Origin of the sequence: Pseudomonas sp. Irchel 3F3, assembly GCF_900187545.1 — a bacterium.
Taxonomy (GTDB): Bacteria; Pseudomonadota; Gammaproteobacteria; order Pseudomonadales; family Pseudomonadaceae; genus Aquipseudomonas; species Aquipseudomonas fortuita.
This window is the reverse complement of record NZ_FYDS01000004.1, coordinates 103,913-122,424: the sequence shown is the minus strand read 5'-3', so window position 1 is coordinate 122,424 and position 18,512 is coordinate 103,913. Positions and strand designations below refer to the sequence as shown.

The following is an 18,512-nucleotide window of genomic DNA, read 5'->3' as shown; positions in this document are numbered from 1 at the left end:
TTTCGCATTTGCAGGTGTATCGTATTCGCCCTTCATTGCCAGCCACTGCTGGCAGCTTGATTGCGCCGAACACGAGGTACCCGCACCGATGTCCTTCACCCGTCGACAAATGCTCAAAGGCCTGACCGGCCTGGTTGTGGTTGGCCTGGGCGCCGGTGGCGCGGTGCGTTACTGGCTGGGCAAGGTCGAAGATGACAACGCCGGGCATGATTACGAGCTGATCGCGGCGCCGCTGGACGTCGAACTGGTGCCGGGCTTCAAGACCGAGGCCTGGGCCTTCGGCCCGTCGGCACCGGGCACCGAGCTGCGTGTGCGCCAGGGTACCTGGCTGCGGGTACGCTTTATCAACCACCTGCCGGTGGAAACCACCATCCACTGGCATGGCATTCGCCTGCCGCTGGAAATGGACGGCGTGCCCTACGTGTCGCAACTGCCGGTCAAGCCAGGCGAGTACTTCGACTACAAGTTCCGCGTGCCGGACGCAGGCAGCTACTGGTACCACCCGCATGTCAGCAGCTCCGAAGAGCTGGGCCGCGGCCTGGTCGGCCCGTTGATCGTCGAGGAGCGCGAACCTACAGGGTTCCAGCATGAGCGCACGTTGAGCCTGAAGAACTGGCATGTGGACGAGCAGGGTGCCTGGCTGCCTTTCAGCATCCCTCGCGAGGCGGCGCGTAACGGTACGGCTGGGCGGCTGATCACCATCAACGGCCAGGCCGACTCGGTCACCGAGCTGCCGGCCGGCCAGGTGGTGCGGGTGCGCCTGCTGAACCTGGACAACACCTGGACCTACCGGCTCAACCTCAAGGGCAACTGCGAGGCGAAAATCTACGCGCTCGACGGCAACCCGGTGACCCCGCGGCCGCTGGAGGATGAGTACTGGCTCGGCCCCGGCATGCGCATCTGTCTGGCCATACGTATTCCCGAAGCGGGTGAAGAAATCTCCCTGCGCGACGGTTTCGTGCGCCTGGGTACACTGCGTTCAGTGCCCAGTAACGACGCCGTGGGTGGCTGGCCGCCAGCGCTGCCGCCCAACCCGATCGCCGAGCCGGACCTGGAGAATGCCGAAAAGCTCAACTTCAATTTCGAGTGGGCGGCCAGCGTCTCTGTCACCCCCGACCCGGACAAACCGTCGAGCATGTGGCAGATCAACGGCCAGGCCTGGGATATCACCGACAAGACCTGCGCCGACCGCCCCATCGCTACGTTGAAAAAGGGCAAGAGCTACATCTTCGAGCTCAAGAACATGACCCAGTACCAGCACCCGATCCACCTGCACGGCATGAGCTTCAAGGTGATCGCCTCCAACCGTCACGACATCAAAGAGCCGTGGTTCACCGACACCTACCTGCTGGGCAAGAACGAGCGCGCCCAGGTAGCGCTGGTGGCGGATAACCCGGGTACCTGGATGTTCCACTGCCACGTCATCGACCACATGGAAACCGGCCTGATGGCCGCGATTGCGGTGGTCTGATGCGCCCGCAGATCATCGATCGCAGCCGTGATCAGGAGTTCATGCAACTGGCCCTGGCCCTGGCGGCCGAGGGCGCGGCCCTCGGCGAGGTGCCGGTGGGCGCGGTGCTGGTGCAGCATGGGCAGGTGATCGGCCAGGGGTTCAACCGGCCGATCATCGACAGCGACCCCAGCGCGCATGCCGAGATGGTGGCCATCCGCGCAGCGGCGAAAACGGCCAGTAATTACCGGCTGCCCGGCAGCACCCTGTATGTGACCCTGGAACCGTGCAGCATGTGTGCAGGGCTGATCGTGCATTCGCGGGTGATGCGGGTAGTATTTGGCGCGCTGGAGCCCAAGGCAGGCATTGTGCAGAGCCAGGGGCAGTTCTTCGGCCAAGGCTTCCTCAACCATCGGGTGATGGTGGAGGGCGGGGTGCTGGCGCAGGAGTGTGGGCAGATCCTCAGCGATTTCTTCAAGGCCCGCCGGGCCAAGACCTAGCGTTCCAGAAAGGCCCGCATGGCAATAGATTCTTTGTGGCTATACCGGCCTCTTCGCAGCGCAAGGCTGCTCCTGCAGGAAATCTATTGGCCTGAGGGCGATGGTGCCTACATCGGCGGCGACTGTTCTGCCGGCTTGGTCTTGTTGACCCCGGGCACATGCAGGTTGCCTTCGGCCACCTGGCCTTCCAGTTGCGGCTGGGTCACCCAGGTAAGGATGTCGTAGTAGCGGCGGATGTTGGCCACGAAGTGCACCGGCTCGCCGCCACGGGCATAACCGTATTTGGTCTGCCGATACCACTGCTTCTGCGACAGGCGCGGCAGCATCTTCTTCACGTCCAGCCACTTGTTCGGGTTGAGCTTCTCGCGCTTGGCCAGGGTACGGGCGTCTTCCAGGTGGCCACTGCCGACGTTATAGGCAGCCAGGGCGAACCAGGTGCGGTCCGGCTCCTGGATACTGTCGTCCAGCTCGGCCTTGATCTTCATGAAATACTTGGCACCACCCTGGATGCTCTGTTTCGGGTCCAGCCGGTTGGACACACCCATGGCCTGGGCGGTGCGCTGGGTCAGCATCATCAGGCCGCGAACACCGGTCTTGGAGGTGACCTCCGGCTGCCACATCGATTCCTGATAGCCGATGGCGGCCAGCAGACGCCAGTCCACCTGCTCGACCTTGGCGTAGCTCTTGAAGTGCTTTTCGTACTTGGGCAGGCGCTGTTGCAGGTGCTGGGCGAAGGTGTAGGCACCCACATAACCTAATACGTCGACATGGCCGTAATAACGGTCTTTCAGGCGTTGCAGGGTGCCGTTCTTCTGTGCCTTGTCGAGAAATTCGTTGATCTCGTTGAGCAGGCTGTTGTCTTCGCCCGCTGCCACTGCCCAGCGCTGGTCGCGGGTGTCGCCCACGTCGAAGGCCACGCGCACGTTGGGGAAGTACACCTGGTTCATCGCCAGCTCGTTGGAGTCGACCAGGGTCAGGTCGATCTGCCCTTCGTCGACCATGCGCAGCAGGTCGACCACCTCCACCGCATCCGACTCTTCATATTCAAGGCCGGGGTTCTGCTTTTTCAGCTCGGCCAGCAGGTCGGCATGGCTGCTGCCTTTGAGCACCATGATCTTCTTGCCGACCAGGCCCTTGGCGTTGGTTGGGCGGGGCCGGCCGTTGCGGTAGATGACCTGTGGGGTCACTTCCAGATAAGGGTGCGAGAATTTCGCCTGGGCGGTGCGCCGTTCGCTGCTGACCAGGCCGGCTGCAGCCAGCACCGGGCCGGAGGGTTTGCCGAGGTCGTCGAACAGCTCATCGAGGTTGTCGGCAGTCTCGATCTCCAGTTTCACACCGAGATCGTCGGCGAAATGCTTGACCAGCTCGTATTCGAAACCGGTTTCGCCGTTGCGATCCTGGAAGTAGGTGGCCGGGCTGTTGCGGGTGATCACGCGCAGCACGCCATCCTCCTTCACGCGCTCGAGGGTGCTGGGTTTTTCAACGCAGGCACCGAGCAGCAGAAAGAGTCCGGTTGCGAGAAGCCATTTGGCGCAACGCTGGCGCAAAGCAGTGTGGGCGAACATAGGTTGCAGTATACGCAAAGGACCGGTTCAGCCATATCTCGACAACGGTTAGCTTGTCTGGTAGCGGTTTATGTGTTGTGGGGCGTGGCGGAGGGTTGCGTTGGGGCCACCAGGTGCTGGCCTTGGGAGGTGTTGCGCCTGTGAGATCGAGCGCCGCCCGCGCGGCGCTTCGCGGGGCAAGCCCGCTCCCACATTTGTTTCGGGCCAATCATTCCTGAACCATTGGCGCGCGGGCCCTTGTTTGCTCCATTCGATATCGCGTGTTGCGCTGATGCTTTGCATCACTTTCCAGTCATGCACCCCGGGTGCGCGCGCCAATGGAGGCAGGAGAAACTGGCCCGAAACAAATGTGGGAGCGGGCTTGCCCCGCGAAGCGCCGCGCGGGCGGCGCTCGATCTTCCACGCGACAAACCTCTCAAGGCGAGCACTTCAAATTCTGACCCGAAAGTCCGGTTACGCCGCCCGGCAGCCGTGGCTTAGAGCGGGTGCCGAAAACCATCGAAGTAGGCTAGAATGCACGGCCTCTAAGCACACCCCTTCCTGAGGCTGTCCCGACGATGTTGATCCTGCGCGGCGCTCCTGCCCTTTCTGCCTTTCGCCACGGTAAATTACTCGAGCAACTGAGCCAGAAAGTCCCCGCTGTTACTGGTTTGTATGCCGAATTTGCCCACTTCGCCGATGTCGATGGCGAGCTGACCGCCGACCAGCAGCAGGTGCTGGGCCGTCTGCTCAAGTACGGCCCGAGCGTGCCGGTACAGGAGCCGACTGGCCGCCTGTTCCTGGTCGTGCCGCGCCTGGGCACCATTTCGCCGTGGGCCAGCAAGGCCAGCGACATCGCCCACAACTGCGGCCTGCAGTCGATCCAGCGCCTGGAGCGCGGCATCGCCTACTACGTTGCCGGCACCCTGAGCGACGCTGATGCCGCGTTGATTGCTGCCGAACTGCACGACCGCATGACCCAGCGCGTGCTCGGCCAGCTGGAGCAGGCGTCCGACCTGTTCAGCCACGCCCAGCCCAAGCCGATGACCTCGGTGGACATCCTGGCCGGTGGCCGTGACGCCCTGGCCCAGGCCAACATCGACCTGGGCCTGGCCCTTGCCGAAGACGAGATCGACTACCTGGTCGCTGCCTTCCAGGGGCTCAAGCGCAACCCGAACGACATCGAACTGATGATGTTCGCCCAGGCCAACTCCGAGCACTGCCGCCACAAGATCTTCAACGCCAGTTGGGACATCGACGGCCAGGCTCAGGAAAAAAGCCTGTTCGGCATGATCAAGAACACCTACCAGATGCACAGCGAAGGCGTGCTGTCTGCGTACAAGGACAACGCCTCGGTCATCGTCGGTAACGTGGCCGGCCGCTTCTTCCCGAACCCTGAAACCCGCCAGTACGGCGCGGTGCAGGAGCCTGTGCACATCCTGATGAAGGTGGAAACCCACAACCACCCGACTGCCATCGCCCCGTTCTCCGGCGCCTCCACCGGCTCCGGTGGCGAAATCCGCGATGAAGGTGCTACCGGCCGCGGCGCCAAGCCCAAGGCGGGCCTGACCGGCTTCACCGTGTCCAACCTGCGCATTCCGGGCTTCGAACAGCCTTGGGAGCAGGCCTACGGGAAGCCTGAGCGTATCGTCGACGCCCTCGACATCATGATCGAAGGCCCGCTGGGTGGCGCCGCGTTCAACAACGAATTCGGTCGCCCGGCTCTGACCGGTTACTTCCGTACCTTCGAGCAGGCCATCAATACCCCGCACGGTGAAGAAGTGCGCGGCTACCACAAGCCGATCATGCTGGCCGGTGGTATGGGCAACATCCGTGAAGACCACGTGCAGAAGGGCGAGATCACCGTCGGCGCCAAGCTGATCGTGCTCGGCGGCCCGGCCATGCTGATCGGCCTGGGTGGCGGCGCCGCTTCGTCGGTGGCTACCGGTGCCAGCTCGGCTGACCTGGACTTTGCCTCGGTACAGCGCGAAAACCCGGAAATGGAGCGCCGTTGCCAAGAGGTCATCGACCGCTGCTGGCAGCTGGGTGACAACAACCCGATCGCCTTCATCCACGACGTGGGCGCGGGCGGTATCTCCAACGCTTTCCCCGAGCTGGTCAACGACGGTGGCCGTGGTGGCCGCTTCGAGCTGCGTAACGTGCCAAATGACGAGCCGGGCATGGCCCCGCACGAAATCTGGAGCAACGAATCGCAAGAGCGTTACGTGCTGGCCGTCAGCGCGGTCGACTTCGAGCGTTTCCAGGCCATCTGCGAGCGTGAGCGTTGCCCGTTTGCCGTGGTCGGTGAAGCAACCGAAGAGCCGCACCTGACCGTAAGCGACAGCCACTTCGGCAACACGCCTGTGGACATGCCGCTGGACGTGCTGCTGGGCAAGCCGCCGCGCATGCACCGCTCGGTTACCCGCGAGGCCGAGCTGGGCGATGACTTCGACCCGAGCGAGCTGGACCTGGACAACGCCGTGCAGCGCGTGTTGAACCACCCGGCCGTGGCCAGCAAGAGCTTCCTGATCACCATTGGCGACCGTACCATCACCGGCCTGGTTGCCCGCGACCAGATGGTCGGCCCGTGGCAGGTACCGGTCGCTGACTGCGCCGTCACCGCCACCAGCTTCGACGTCTACACCGGTGAAGCCATGGCCATGGGCGAGCGCACCCCGCTGGCGCTGCTGGATGCCCCGGCGTCCGGGCGCATGGCCATCGGTGAAACCCTGACCAACCTGGCGGCTTCGCGCATCGAGAAACTGTCCGACATCAAACTGTCGGCCAACTGGATGTCCGCCGCCGGTCACCCGGGTGAAGATGCCCGCCTGTACGACACCGTCAAGGCTGTCGGCATGGAGCTGTGCCCGGAGCTGGGCATTACCATTCCGGTCGGCAAAGACTCGATGTCGATGAAGACCAAGTGGAGCGATGAGGGTGGCGAGAAGAGCGTCACCTCGCCAATGTCGCTGATCATCACCGGCTTCGCCCCGGTCACCGACATTCGCAAGACCCTGACCCCTGAACTGCGCATGGACAAGGGCGAGACCGACCTGATCCTGATCGACCTGGGCCGTGGCAAGAACCGCATGGGCGCCTCGATCCTGGCGCAGACCTACGGCAAGATTGCTGCCCAGGCACCGGACGTGGACGACGCCGAAGACCTCAAGGCCTTCTTTGCCGTGATCCAGGGGCTGAACGCCGACGGCCACCTGCTGGCCTACCACGACCGCTCCGACGGCGGCCTGATCACCACCGTGCTGGAAATGGCCTTCGCCGGCCACTGCGGCCTGGACCTGCAACTCGACCCACTGACTGACAACCGTAAAGACGTACCGGCCATCCTCTTCAACGAAGAGCTGGGTGCGGTTATCCAGGTTCGCCAGGATGCCACCCCGGACGTGCTGGCGCAGTTCAGCGCGGCTGGCCTGGGCGAGGAGTGCGTCGCGGTGATCGGCAAGCCGGTCAACAACGCCGAAGTGTCCATCAGCCTGAACGGCGAAGTGCTGTTCGACGACGACCGTCGCATGCTGCAGCGTCAGTGGGCCGAGACCAGCTACCAGATCCAGCGCCTGCGCGACAACGCTGACTGCGCCGACCAGGAATTCGACCTGCTGCTCGAGGAAGACAACCCAGGCCTGTCGGTCAAGCTGGGCTTCGACGTCAACGACGACATCGCTGCGCCGTACATCAAGAAGGGCGTGCGCCCGCAAGTGGCCATCCTGCGTGAGCAGGGCGTCAACGGCCAGGTCGAGATGGCCGCTGCCTTCGACCGTGCCGGTTTTGCCGCCATCGACGTGCACATGAGCGACATCCTGGCGGGCCGTGTCGACTTCGAGGCCTTCAAGGGCCTGGTCGCCTGCGGTGGCTTCTCTTACGGTGACGTGCTGGGTGCCGGTGAAGGCTGGGCCAAGTCGGCGCTGTTCAACGCCCGTGCCCGTGATGCGTTCCAGGCCTTCTTCGAGCGTACTGACAGCTTCGCCCTGGGCGTGTGCAACGGTTGCCAGATGATGTCCAACCTGCACGAGCTGATCCCGGGCACCGAGTACTGGCCGCACTTCGTGCGTAACCGCTCGGAGCAGTTCGAGGCTCGCGTTGCCATGGTCGAGGTGCAGAAGTCCAACTCGATCTTCCTGCAGGGCATGGCCGGTTCGCGCATGCCGATCGCCATCGCTCACGGTGAAGGCCATGCCGAGTTCGCCAATGAAGCGGCACTGCTGGAAGCCGACCTGTCCGGTTGTGTGGCCCTGCGCTACGTCGACAACCACGGCAAGGTCACCGAAGCCTACCCGGCCAACCCGAACGGCTCGCCGCGTGGTATCACCGGCCTGACCAGCCGCGACGGCCGTGTGACCATCATGATGCCGCACCCGGAGCGCGTGTTCCGCGCCGTGCAGAACTCCTGGCGCCCGGATGAGTGGCAGGAAGATGCCGCGCTGATGCGTATGTTCCGCAACGCGCGGGTGTGGGTGAACTAAGGCGTGTACAAGCTCGCCTTCTTTGTCCCCGCCAGCCATGTCGAGGTGGTCAAGGCCGCTGTGTTCGCTGCTGGTGGCGGGCGCATCGGCGACTATGACCACTGCGCCTGGCAAACCTTGGGCCAGGGCCAGTTCCGCCCGTTGGACGGCAGCCAGCCGTTCCTCGGGCAAGCCGGTCAGGTCGAGGTGGTGGAGGAGTGGAAGGTAGAGCTGGTGGTGGCTGACGAGCTGATTGCCCAGGCTGTCGCAGCGCTGAAGCAAAGCCACCCGTACGAGACGCCAGCCTATGAGGTCTGGCGGCTCGCCGAGTTCTAGACCGCATCACGGCTGTTCGCGGGCACGCCCGCTCCCACAGGGATCGCACAACCCTCGAGTATTGTGCGATCCCTGTGGGAGCGGGCGTGCCCGCGAACAGGCCCTACAGTTCAGCCACAATCTCCTTGCCTGGCTCAGGCCGTTTCAACCCGGCACAAGCCAGCAACCCCACCTCGAACAGCACCCACATCGGCACCGCCAACATCGTCTGCGAAAACACATCCGGTGGCGTCAAAATCATCCCCACCACAAAGCACCCGACGATCACGTAGGGCCTGCTGCGCCGCAATGTGGCCACATCCGCCAACCCCACCCAGACAACGATGAACGTTGCCACCGGTATCTCGAACGCCAGCCCGAATGCCAGGAACAGCGCCAGGATAAAGTCCAGGTACTGGCTGATATCGGTCATCATCGCCACACCGTCCGGCGTCACGCTGGCAAAGAAACCGAACATCATCGGGAATACCAGGAAGAACGCGAACGCCATGCCGGCATAGAACAGCACGATGCTCGACACCAGCAGTGGCAGGGCAATGCGCCGCTCACGGCGGTACAGCCCCGGTGCCAGAAAGCCCCATGCCTGGTGCAGTAGCAGCGGCATGGCGATGAACAGTGCGCACATTGCGGTCAGCTTGAACGGCGTCAGAAACGGCGAGGTGACGCTGGTGGCGATCATGCTGGCGCCTTCCGGCAAAAAGCGCCGCAGCGGTTCGGAGATGAGCGTGTACAACGTCTGGGCGAAGGGGAACAGGCCGGCGAATACCAAGGCCACCAGTGCCAGGCAACGCACCAGGCGTTTGCGCAGGTCCCGCAGGTGTTCGGTCAGCGGCATGCTGGCTGTCGGGTCCATGGCAATACTCATGAGGCGTTTTCCTTGGGGGCGGCGAGCGTGGTGGCATCATTGGCCGGCACCGTGTTCAGGCTGATGCCCTGGCGTATTTCCTGTTCCAGGCGCTGCAGCGGTGCGCTGTCGAGGTTGGGCAACTCGATTTCGCGTTCTACCTGCGTGCGCAAGGCGTACATGGCCCGGCGTGCCTGACCCAGGCCGCGCCCGAGGGTGCGCGCTGCAACCGGCAGGCGCTCCGGGCCCAGCACCAGCAGCGCGACGACGCCCACCAGCAGCAGCTCGCTGAAGCCTACCTCGAACATCAGGCCTGACGGTCCGCTTGAGGCTGCTGCGCGGCTTGGCCGGTCAGCGGGGCCTGTTGCTGAACCTGCGCCTGGCCAGTTGCGTTGGCGTCAGTGTCGCCGCCCATGGACTTGCGAAAACCCTGGATCGCCTCGCCCACATCGCTGCCCAGGCCCTTGAGGCGCTTGGTACCAAACAGCAGGAATACGATCAGCAGTACGATCACCAGTTGCCAGATTCCAATGCCACCCATTGCCACCACTCCTGTAAGGTCATGAAAAGGAAGGGCAATCCTGCCTCGTGCAGATGACGCGCAGATGACGGACTGGCATTGCCATCTACCTGCAACACACCGCGTGTTGACTGGCGTCTTTATTCTGCGAGCGAGGCACGCACGGATGGGTGGCAGGCAACAGCAGGGTGCGGCCCTGCTGATGGTGATGGTGGTGCTGGCAATGCTGGCGGCGGGCATGGCCTGGTTGGTGGAAGATGGCCGGCGCCAGGTGGATGAAGTGCGCCTGCTGCACCAGCGCATACAGGTGCGGGCTATGGAGCAGGCCGGCCTGGCCTATGCCGAGCAGGCTCTGCGCGACCCCGCCTGGCGGCTTAGCCCGCTGTTCTGGCAGGCCTTGCGGGGGCAGCCGCTGAATTACGACTTTGGCGCCGGGCAGGCGCAGCTGCGGGTGCGCGACCAGCACACCTGCTTCAACGTCAATGCGCTGCTGGGTGCCGATGGCGAGCGCGCCGAGCGCCAATTGCGTCACCTGCTGGGCGACGACATGGCCGCCGAACGCCTGGTCGATGCGCTGGCCGACTGGCTCGACGCCGACAGCGACACCCGCCTGCAGGGCGCCGAAAGTGCCCAGTACCTGCGCCAGCAACCGCCGCGCCTGGCGGCCAACCAGCCGATGCTCGACACCAGCGAACTGAACCTGTTGCTGGAGCCGGACGCCAGCCGCCAAGCGCGTTATCCGATGCTGTGCGCCTTGCCCGAGATCACCGGCTGGCGTCTGAACGCCAATGCGCTCGGGCTGGAGCACCTCCCGTTGCTGGAAGCGCTGTACGAAGGGCGCTATTCGCGGTCGCTGCTCAGCCGCATCATCAGCGGGCGGCCGGCGTCGGGGTATGTGGATGCGGCCGCGTTGCGCCAGGCGCTAGGGGCGGTGGATGACGAAACGTTTGAACGGCTGAGTGAGGGTTTGCTGCTCAACAGCGGGTACTTCCTGCTGCAGCTGTCGTTCGAGGAAGAGGGGCGGGTGATACGCAGCGAGTTTCAGGTAGAGGCGCTGGGAGTGGTGCAATGGCATGCCCGGGTGCCGGCGCAGCAGGTGCGGGTGCGTAGCCGGGAGCCGATGGCCTGGTAGGGCTCGATATTGCCGGGGCTGCTTTGCAGTCCTTTCGCCGGCAAGCCAGCTCCCCCAGGAAACCAAGGCATTCATGGCCTGTGATATCCCTGTGGGAGCTGGCTTGCCGCCGAAAGGGCCGCAAAGCGGCCCCCGTAAACAGCTCGATCAGGCAGTCCCGATCTCCCCGCCATCAATCCGCTGAATCACCACCGTCGAAGCCCGCGGCCTTACCTTGGCTCCGGCCGGCGTAGCATCGGTTGCCTTGTCGGTATACGGCCAGTTCCCCGGGTGCTGAATGTTCACGAACAAGGTCTTGTTGTCCGGGGTAAAGGCAATCCCGGTCACTTCGCAGTCATTCGGCCCAACGAAGAAGCGGCGCAGGTCCACCTGGTTCTGTGCGTTCACCGGCACCTGCTTGCCGGTGGCGTCCACCAGGTCGGTAGGGATCACCGCCAGCAGTTGGTCGTTGGTGTAATCGGTGAGGGTGCTCTCGCCGTTGTCGGTCTCGAACCACAACACGCCACGGCTATCGAAACTCATGCCGTCGGGGCTGGCGAACTGGTTCAGTTCGGTCAGGCCGGAGCGGTTGATGTCGGCGGTACCGGCCGCGTTGGCGCCGAACACGAAGATGTCCCAGGTAAAGCTCAACTGGTCGTCGCTGTCATGCCAGCGAATGATATGGCCGTGGCGGTTCGGGCCGCGCGGGTTGGCCGCATCGACCTTCTCCGGGGTGCGCGCGCTGTTGTTGGTCAGGGTCAGGTACACATCGCCATTCAGCGGGTTGACCGTGGTCCATTCCGGGCGGTCCATCGGTGTTGCACCCACGGCATCGCCGGCACCCCGGGTGTTGAGGATGATGCCCGGCAGGTCACCATACAGCGCACCCAAGGTGCTACCGCCCGTGGTGGCAGTGGCCACATCCAGCAGCAGCCATACACCGGTGCCATCGGCATTGAAGCGGGCCACGTAGAGTTTGCCCTGGTCCAGGTACTTGGCGCCGGTGGCCAGGCGGTCCGCCGGAGTGGCGTCGGCGGCATCCCACACGGCGGTGGACACCCACTTGTACAGGTACTCGTTGTTCGAGTCGTCACCCATGTACCACACCAGCGGCTTGCCGGCGACAGGCAGGCCTGGTGCGCAGCCCTCGTGGCGGAAACGGCCCAGGGCGGTGCGCTTGGTGGCCAGGGTGCTGCTGTTGTACGGGTCGATCTCGACGATATAGCCGTAGGTGCTGGCTTCGTTGCGGTAGTCGTCGGTAGCGCTGGCGCCCTTGACGGTCACATCGAAACGGGCGAATTCGTCAGCCACTTCAGTGCTGTCACCGGCAGCGCTTTCCCACTTGTACTGGCCGCTGGAGGTGCCTACGCCAATGCGGCGCTGGTCTTCGGGGCGGGTGCCCTTGTTGACGAAGATGCCCGGCCAGTTCTCTTCACAGGTCAGGTAGGTGCCCCACGGGGTATAGCCGTTGCCGCAGTTGTTGTTGGTACCGCGGCAGTGGGTACCGGCGGTGGAGTATTTGGTCTTGACGTGGTCGGTGCCGCGCAGCGGGCCGGTGATTTCCATGCGCGAAGCCGTGGTGAAGCGGCGGTTCAGCGGGTCGTTGTCGACCACTTGCCAGCGGCCGCTGATTTTCTGCAGGCGCACCACGCCAGCCCCGTGGGCATTGATTTCCTTGCGCACCTCCTCGACCGGGCGCTTGCCGTTGACATCGGTGGTCGGGCCGGCCGGGTGCAGGGCGGCGGTGTCGATGTACTCGAAGTTGATCGCCAGCAGGCCGTCTTCCGAGCTGCCGTTGATAGGGAAGAAGTGCATGCCGTCATGGTGCATGCCCATGGCGTTGGCCTGGTCGGTCGAGGTGTTGCTGCCGTCGGGCTTCCATGGGTTGGCGTTGCTGTTCAGTGGCGTGCCCCAGGGCGCCAGCACGTAGGCGCTGTAGCCGGCGGCAACCACGCAGGCGTCGGTACGCGAGCCGGGGATGGACTGGAAGCCCAGTGCCAGTTTCGGCACCTCTGGCTCGGTGACAGGCGGCTCGGTCACCGGTGGTTCGGTGACCGGATCATCGTGATCGGAACCACCACCGTCGAAGCAGCCTGTCAGGCCGGTACCGGCGATCATGGCGATGGCGGCGCCCAGGCTGCCGCGCATCACGCTGCGGCGGCTCAGGTAGGCGTCCATGACATTGGCCATCGGCATGTTGCCGCTGTGGTTCCGGTCCAGGTTGTCGCCGGTATCTCGACTCATCAGGGTGTCCTTGTAGTGGCTGAGTTAGAGGAACCCGCGACTTTAGGGGGGAAATATGATGATTGATTGGCAGAAATGTTAAGGGGCTTTTAAAACGGCGCGCTCTTAGAAATTACGCTTACAGATCAATTTGGAATTGCTGTCGGATTTCTGCCATCAAACTGTAATGCCAACGCCGCAACATCCGGGGCCCTGAATGGTGCGAAAAAGGATGGCGGGTGCGATGGCGAGCAGTGTGCACAGGCGCGAAGTGATCGGCTGGATGGGTGTCGGGGCATTGGCACCGCTGCTCGGCGCCTGTTCCGCCTTCCCTGGGCAGCAGGGCGGCAACGCCCGGCTCGACGTGCTGTACGTGGCCGATACCCTCGATGCCCGCCAACCCGGCCAGGCCGTGGTGCCAGCCACCCGCCTGGGGCCGGTCAGCCACCTGGGCCGCGCGCCGTGGATGACCGGTAGCAGCGCCAGCCTGGCCTACCCGCAGCTGGCGCCGCTGCTCGATGCCAGCCAGGCAACATCAGCCCAGCTCGGCGGCTATGCGGTGCTGGCGGCCCTGCTGGAGCAACTGCGCGGCGAGGCCGGCGCAGGCAACAGCCTGACCCTGGAGAATGGCCAGGGCTGGAACGGCAGTGGGCTGGCCTACCTGACCCAGGGCGAGAGCGGGGTGCAGGGCAGCCAACTGCTGGGTATCGAAGCGCGGGTCAGCAGTGACGAGCGTGTGCTGTGGCCACAACGCAGCACAGGGCTGTATCGCCAGGCGGGTGCAGTTAGCCTCGGCGCCGGCCTGGCGGACGGGCAACGCCAGGCCCTGGGCCTGGAAGCCTTGCACGTCTTCGAGCGCGGCGGCGCCCGGGTTGCCGTGGTCGGCGTGACCGACCCCTACGCCCAAGACCAGAAAGCCTCTCTCAAACAGTGGTACCAGTCACTTCAGCCGGTCTTCGAGCAGGCCCGGCGCGAGGCCGACCTGGTGGTGGCCATGGCCGATGTCGGCACCGGCCCCGGCCTTTGGCTGGCCGAGCGTGTGCCCCACATCGATGTGCTGTTGTGCGCCCGTGGCCAGGACCTGTGGCCGGCGCCCGTCGAGGTAACCCAAGCCAGTGGTCGCCGGGTACCGGTGCTGTTCGCCGGTTGCCGGGGCAGCGGTGCGTTCCGCCTGCGCTGCCAGCGTGTGGCCGGGCAGTGGCACTTCGACGGGCGTTTTTTCCCGGCCTTTGAACAACAACTGGCGCCTGCCGCGCAGCTGCGCGTCGCGCCATTGCAGGCAGAGCTGCGCCAGCAACGTGCCGGCCATGCGGCGTGGCTCGACCAACCGCTGGCCCGTGCGCCTCAGGCCTTGTGGCGCCGCGATACCCGTGGCGGTAGCTGGGACCGCCTGCTGCATCAAGCCTTGGCCGATGACAGCAGCATGCCCGTGCTGTTGCCGGGCCTGCGTTACGACTACCCGCTGCCCGCAGGTGCATCGATCACACGCGAACACCTGATCAGCCTCACCGGTGGCTACCCGGCGCCGGTGGTCGAAGCGCCGGCCCGGCAAGTGGAGCACGTGCTGGAGAACGCGGCAGAGCAGCTGTTTGGTGACCCGCTGTTGCTGGACAACAGCCAGGATCTGCCCCGCTGGCAGAGCCAGGCTTGGCGCGTCAGCTACAGCCCGCAAGGCAAGCGCGTCACTGGGCTGGAGCCAGTGCAGGGCCTGTGCCGCACCTTCGGCCTGCAGTTTGAAAGCCAGGCTGGCGAACCCCTGTGGCAACGGGTCGAAGCCTGGCTCGCCCGGCAGCGTGGCGACTGGCAGCTGGCACCGCTGCAACTGCCCGAAGTGCGTTACGTGCAGGGGCATCCGGGCTGGCACCCACGGCAGTTGGCCTCGTGACGCTGGCCTCGCGCGTTTTCACCGGCGCTGGCCTGACCCTGGCCGGTTGGCTAGCCGCCCAGTGCGTGCTGCAACTGAGCCGCCAGCCGCAACCGGCCATCGCGCCGGTGGCCGCCGCCAACCCGCTGCCCGGGCTGATGGTCGGGCACTGGCAAGCGCCCATCGACGATGGCGCCATCGCCATTACCCGCCTGCCATTGCACTACCTCGGCGGCCTCAGGGCGCAGCCGCTGTCTTCCAGCGTAGTGGTGCTGCGCTACGGCCAGCAGGTGCGCACCCTGGCCCGCGGTCAGCGCCTGGCGCCGGGGATCGTACTGCAGGACATCGACACCGATGGCCTGATTTTCAACAACCAGGGGCGGCGTGAACGCTTGCCCTGGCCGCCACGCCCCGCCGTGACCGGCTTCAAGCGGCAAGGATGAACGATGCCTGTTAGATACTGCGTGGCCGCCGTGTTGAGCCTGGCCCTGGCCACAGGCCTGCCTGAGGCACGCGCCGAAGAGCCAGTGTTCGATGAAAATGGTACGCCGATGTACGAGGTGAACTTCGTCGACACCGAACTGGGCGAATTCATCGACAGCGTGTCGCGCATCACCGGCACCACCTTCATCGTCGACCCCCGGGTCAAGGGCAAGGTCACCGTGCGCACCGTTGACCTGCACGACGCCGATGCCATCTACGACATCTTCCTGGCGCAGTTGCGCGCCCAGGGCTACGCCACCGTCGACCTGCCCAACGGCAGCGTGAAGATTGTCCCCGACCAGGCCGCGCGCCTGGAGCCGGTGCCGGTGGAGGCGGGTGGGCAGCAGGGCGAGGGCAGTGACAGCGTGGCAACTCGGGTATTCAATGTGCGCAACGCCGCCAGCGAGCAGGTGCTGGGTATCCTCAAACCGCTGATCGACCCACGGGTGGGGGTGATCACCCCGTACCCGGCGGCGCACCAGTTGGTGGTAACCGACTGGCGCAGCAACCTGGACCGTATCGCCAGCTTGCTGCGCCAGCTTGACCGCCCTCAGGAAGCACCCGGCAGCGGCAGTACCCAAGTCATCTACCTGCGGCACGCCAACGCAGGTGAAGTGGTCAAGGTGCTGCGCGGGCTTGGTCAGGAAGGCATGGCGCCGGCTGAAGGCACGGGCGCAGGCGAGGCCAAGGACAGGCCGGTGATGGCCGCTGCCGGTGCCCCGGGCATCCGTCTGGAGTACGAAGAAGGCACCAACGCCGTGGTCATGGTCGGCCCCGACAGCGAGCTGGCCGCCTACCGCACCATCGTTGAACAGCTGGACATCCGCCGCGCCCAGGTCGTAGTGGAGGCCATCATCGCCGAGGTGTCCGATAGCAGCGCCCAGGAGTTGGGCGTGCAATGGCTGTTTGCCGACGAAAAATTCGGGGCCGGCATCGTCAATTTCGGCAGCAATGGGGTAAACATCGCCAACATTGCCGGGGCTGCTGCCGGCGGTGACAACCAGGCCCTTGGCGACCTGTTGTCCGCGACTACCGGCGCCACGGCGGGCATCGGCCATTTCGGCGGCGGGTTCAACTTTGCCATGCTGGTCAATGCGCTGAAGGGCAAGAGCGGCTTCAACCTGCTGTCCACGCCTACCCTGTTGACCCTGGACAATGCCGAAGCATCGATCCTGGTCGGCCAGGAAGTGCCGTTCGTTACCGGCTCGGTGACGCAAAACAACGCCAACCCCTACCAGACCATCGAGCGCAAAGAAGTCGGGGTGAAGCTGCGCATCAAGCCGCAGATCAACATCGACAACAGCGTGCGCCTGGACATTGTCCAGGAAGTGTCGTCGATCGCCGAGTCCAGCGCGGCCAGTGACGTGATCACCAACAAGCGCGAGATCAAGACCAAAGTCATGGTGGAAGACAATGGCCTGGTCATTCTCGGCGGCCTGATCAGCGACGAGTTGAGCACCAGCAACCAGCGCGTGCCGCTGCTCGGTGACATCCCTTACCTGGGCCGGCTGTTCCGCTCCGATGCCAGCAAAAACACCAAGCAGAACCTGATGGTGTTCATCCGCCCGCGCATTCTGCGGGACGGGCCGAGCCTGGCCGGGCTCAGCGAAGAAAAATACCGCACCTTGCAGCAGACCACGCCATTGCAACTGCCGGACCTTGCCGAGGGTACGCCGCTGTTGCAGGTATTCCCCTCCAGCCGCGCGCGCCTCGAAGGCGGTGCCTGGTGATGCTGCCCTATCGCCAGGCGCGGCAGAGCGGGGTGGCCATGACCACCACGGAACAGGGCTGGCAGCTGTGGCTGCGGCCCGACGCCGACAGTGCCCAGGTGCAGGAGCTGCTGCGGGTGCATGGCCAGCCGTGCAGGCTCGAATACCTGGAACCTGCCGTGTTCGATGAGCGCCTCGGCCAGCTGTACCAGGCTGGCGATGGCGCCACTGAAGCGTTGATCGAAGGCATTGGCGACCAGGTCGACCTGGACAGCCTGATGAGCGAGATGCCGCAGATCGAAGACCTGCTGGAAAGCGATGACGAAGCCCCGGTAATCCGCCTGATCAATGGTCTGTTCGGCCAGGCCCTGCGCCTGCGTGCCTCGGATATCCATATCGAAACCTTCGAGCAAAGCCTGGTGGTGCGCCTGCGGGTCGATGGCCACCTGCGCGAAGTGTTGCGCCCGCCACGTGCGCTGTCGGCCATGCTGGTGTCGCGGATCAAAGTCATGGCACGCCTGGATATCGCCGAGAAGCGCCAGCCCCAGGACGGCCGTATTACCCTGCGCGCGGCAGGGCGTGAGGTGGATGTGCGGGTTTCGACCCTGCCCGGCATTCATGGCGAGCGCGTGGTCATGCGTGTGCTCGACAAGCAGGCCAGCTTGCTGGCGCTGGGCAACCTGGGTATGCCGCCCTCGGTATTGCAAGGCCTGCGCAGCTGCCTGGCCCGCCCCAATGGCATCGTGCTGTCCACCGGCCCGACCGGTTCAGGCAAGACCACCACCCTGTACGCCGGCCTCAACAGCCTCAACGATGGCAGCCGCAACATCCTCACTGTCGAGGACCCGGTGGAATACGCCATCGCCGGCATCGGCCAGACCGCTATCAACCCGCGTGCGGGGCTGACCTTTGCCAGTGGCCTGCGTGCGATTCTGCGCCAGGACCCGGACGTGATCATGCTCGGCGAAATCCGTGACCAGGAAACCGCGCAGATCGCCGTGCAGGCCAGCCTGACCGGCCACCTGGTGCTGTCCACCCTGCACACCAACAGTGCCGTGGGCGCGGTGACCCGCCTGCGCGACATGGGCATCGAACCGTTCCTGATTGCCTCGTGCCTGCGTGGGGTGCTGGCCCAGCGCCTGGTGCGGCGCCTGTGCAGTTGCGCCGTAGCGCAGCCGCTGCAACATGCCGAGCGTGGCCTGTGGCCGGAACTGGCGGCGCTGGGTAGCAGCTACCACCCGGTGGGCTGCGAGCTGTGCCAGGGCAGCGGCTATGTCGGGCGCGTGGGCCTGTACGAATTCATCGAGCTGGATGCCGGGCTGATCGGCTTGCTGTATGACGGCGCCAGTGAACTGGCCATGCAGGATTACCTGGCCGAACGCCGGCAGAGCCTGGTCGCGATGGCCAGCGACTGCCTGGCCCGTGGCGAGACCAGCCTGGCCGAAGTGCTGCGCGTGGTGCAGGGCTAACC

The 18,512-nt window shown here is 64.8% G+C and carries 14 protein-coding genes; 9 read left to right on the top strand and 5 right to left on the bottom strand.

Going from position 1 to position 18,512, the window contains the following annotated elements:
- The first annotated feature begins 88 nt into the window (after nucleotides 1–88).
- Nucleotides 89–1,471 (top strand): multicopper oxidase family protein, encoded by a 1,383-nt coding sequence (locus CKW35_RS09315; RefSeq protein WP_016485110.1) that lies wholly within the window; start codon nucleotides 89–91, stop codon nucleotides 1,469–1,471.
- The gene (gene tadA / locus CKW35_RS09310; protein ID WP_023047716.1) at nucleotides 1,471–1,950 is read left to right on the top strand and encodes a tRNA adenosine(34) deaminase TadA; all 480 of its coding nucleotides are present in this window, start codon (nucleotides 1,471–1,473) and stop codon (nucleotides 1,948–1,950) included. The genes CKW35_RS09315 and tadA overlap by 1 nt, the downstream gene beginning before the upstream one ends.
- A gap of 107 nt (nucleotides 1,951–2,057) precedes the next feature.
- Here the strand turns inward: tadA and mltF are convergent, their stop codons facing one another.
- Nucleotides 2,058–3,515: a membrane-bound lytic murein transglycosylase MltF gene (gene mltF / locus CKW35_RS09305; RefSeq protein ID WP_016485112.1), complete on the bottom strand. Its 1,458-nt coding sequence runs from the start codon at nucleotides 3,513–3,515 to the stop codon at nucleotides 2,058–2,060.
- Nucleotides 3,516–4,072: 557 nt separating this feature from the next.
- Here mltF and purL point away from each other — a divergent pair.
- Nucleotides 4,073–7,972, top strand: coding sequence for a phosphoribosylformylglycinamidine synthase (gene purL / locus CKW35_RS09300; protein WP_016485113.1), 3,900 nt, complete (start codon nucleotides 4,073–4,075; stop codon nucleotides 7,970–7,972).
- Nucleotides 7,973–7,975: 3 nt separating this feature from the next.
- Complete coding sequence (locus CKW35_RS09295) at nucleotides 7,976–8,287, top strand: NIF3 1 (protein WP_016485114.1); 312 nt, start codon at nucleotides 7,976–7,978, stop codon at nucleotides 8,285–8,287.
- Between the two features lie 103 nt (nucleotides 8,288–8,390).
- On the opposite strand, the gene tatC is transcribed toward CKW35_RS09295, so the two are convergent.
- Genes tatC through tatA form a run of 3 tightly spaced genes read right to left on the bottom strand, consistent with a single transcriptional unit; the run spans nucleotide 8,391 to nucleotide 9,672 of the window.
- Nucleotides 8,391–9,152 (bottom strand): twin-arginine translocase subunit TatC, encoded by a 762-nt coding sequence (gene tatC, locus CKW35_RS09290; RefSeq protein WP_070086994.1) that lies wholly within the window; start codon nucleotides 9,150–9,152, stop codon nucleotides 8,391–8,393.
- Complete coding sequence (gene tatB, locus CKW35_RS09285) at nucleotides 9,149–9,439, bottom strand: Sec-independent protein translocase protein TatB (RefSeq protein WP_095115767.1); 291 nt, start codon at nucleotides 9,437–9,439, stop codon at nucleotides 9,149–9,151. Before tatB ends, tatC begins: the two co-directional genes overlap by 4 nt.
- Nucleotides 9,439–9,672 carry a twin-arginine translocase TatA/TatE family subunit gene (gene tatA, locus CKW35_RS09280; RefSeq protein ID WP_016485117.1) on the bottom strand — a complete coding sequence of 78 codons (234 nt, stop codon included), beginning with the start codon at nucleotides 9,670–9,672 and terminating at the stop codon, nucleotides 9,439–9,441. Before tatA ends, tatB begins: the two co-directional genes overlap by 1 nt.
- A 145-nt stretch (nucleotides 9,673–9,817) precedes the next feature.
- On the opposite strand from tatA, the gene gspK reads away from it, so the two are divergent.
- A complete protein-coding gene (gene gspK / locus CKW35_RS09275) occupies nucleotides 9,818–10,783 on the top strand; it encodes a type II secretion system minor pseudopilin GspK (RefSeq protein ID WP_070086996.1) in 966 nt (321 codons plus the stop codon).
- Nucleotides 10,784–10,930: 147 nt separating this feature from the next.
- On the opposite strand, the gene CKW35_RS09270 is transcribed toward gspK, so the two are convergent.
- Nucleotides 10,931–13,006: a PhoX family phosphatase gene (locus tag CKW35_RS09270; protein WP_095115765.1), complete on the bottom strand. Its 2,076-nt coding sequence runs from the start codon at nucleotides 13,004–13,006 to the stop codon at nucleotides 10,931–10,933.
- A gap of 223 nt (nucleotides 13,007–13,229) precedes the next feature.
- Between CKW35_RS09270 and CKW35_RS09265 the strand changes: the two genes are divergently transcribed.
- From CKW35_RS09265 to CKW35_RS09250, 4 genes are read left to right on the top strand one after another with little or no spacing between them, the layout of a single operon-like run.
- Complete coding sequence (locus tag CKW35_RS09265) at nucleotides 13,230–14,870, top strand: lipoprotein UxpA (protein ID WP_095115763.1); 1,641 nt, start codon at nucleotides 13,230–13,232, stop codon at nucleotides 14,868–14,870.
- Nucleotides 14,867–15,292, top strand: a complete 426-nt coding sequence (locus CKW35_RS09260) for a pilus assembly protein PilZ (protein ID WP_095115761.1) — start codon at nucleotides 14,867–14,869, stop codon at nucleotides 15,290–15,292. Before CKW35_RS09265 ends, CKW35_RS09260 begins: the two co-directional genes overlap by 4 nt.
- 3 nt (nucleotides 15,293–15,295) lie before the next feature.
- Nucleotides 15,296–17,062 carry a type II secretion system secretin GspD gene (gspD, locus tag CKW35_RS09255; RefSeq protein WP_177434962.1) on the top strand — a complete coding sequence of 589 codons (1,767 nt, stop codon included), beginning with the start codon at nucleotides 15,296–15,298 and terminating at the stop codon, nucleotides 17,060–17,062.
- A complete protein-coding gene (locus CKW35_RS09250) occupies nucleotides 17,062–18,510 on the top strand; it encodes a GspE/PulE family protein (protein ID WP_095115759.1) in 1,449 nt (482 codons plus the stop codon). The genes gspD and CKW35_RS09250 overlap by 1 nt, the downstream gene beginning before the upstream one ends.
- Nucleotides 18,511–18,512 lie beyond the last annotated feature (2 nt).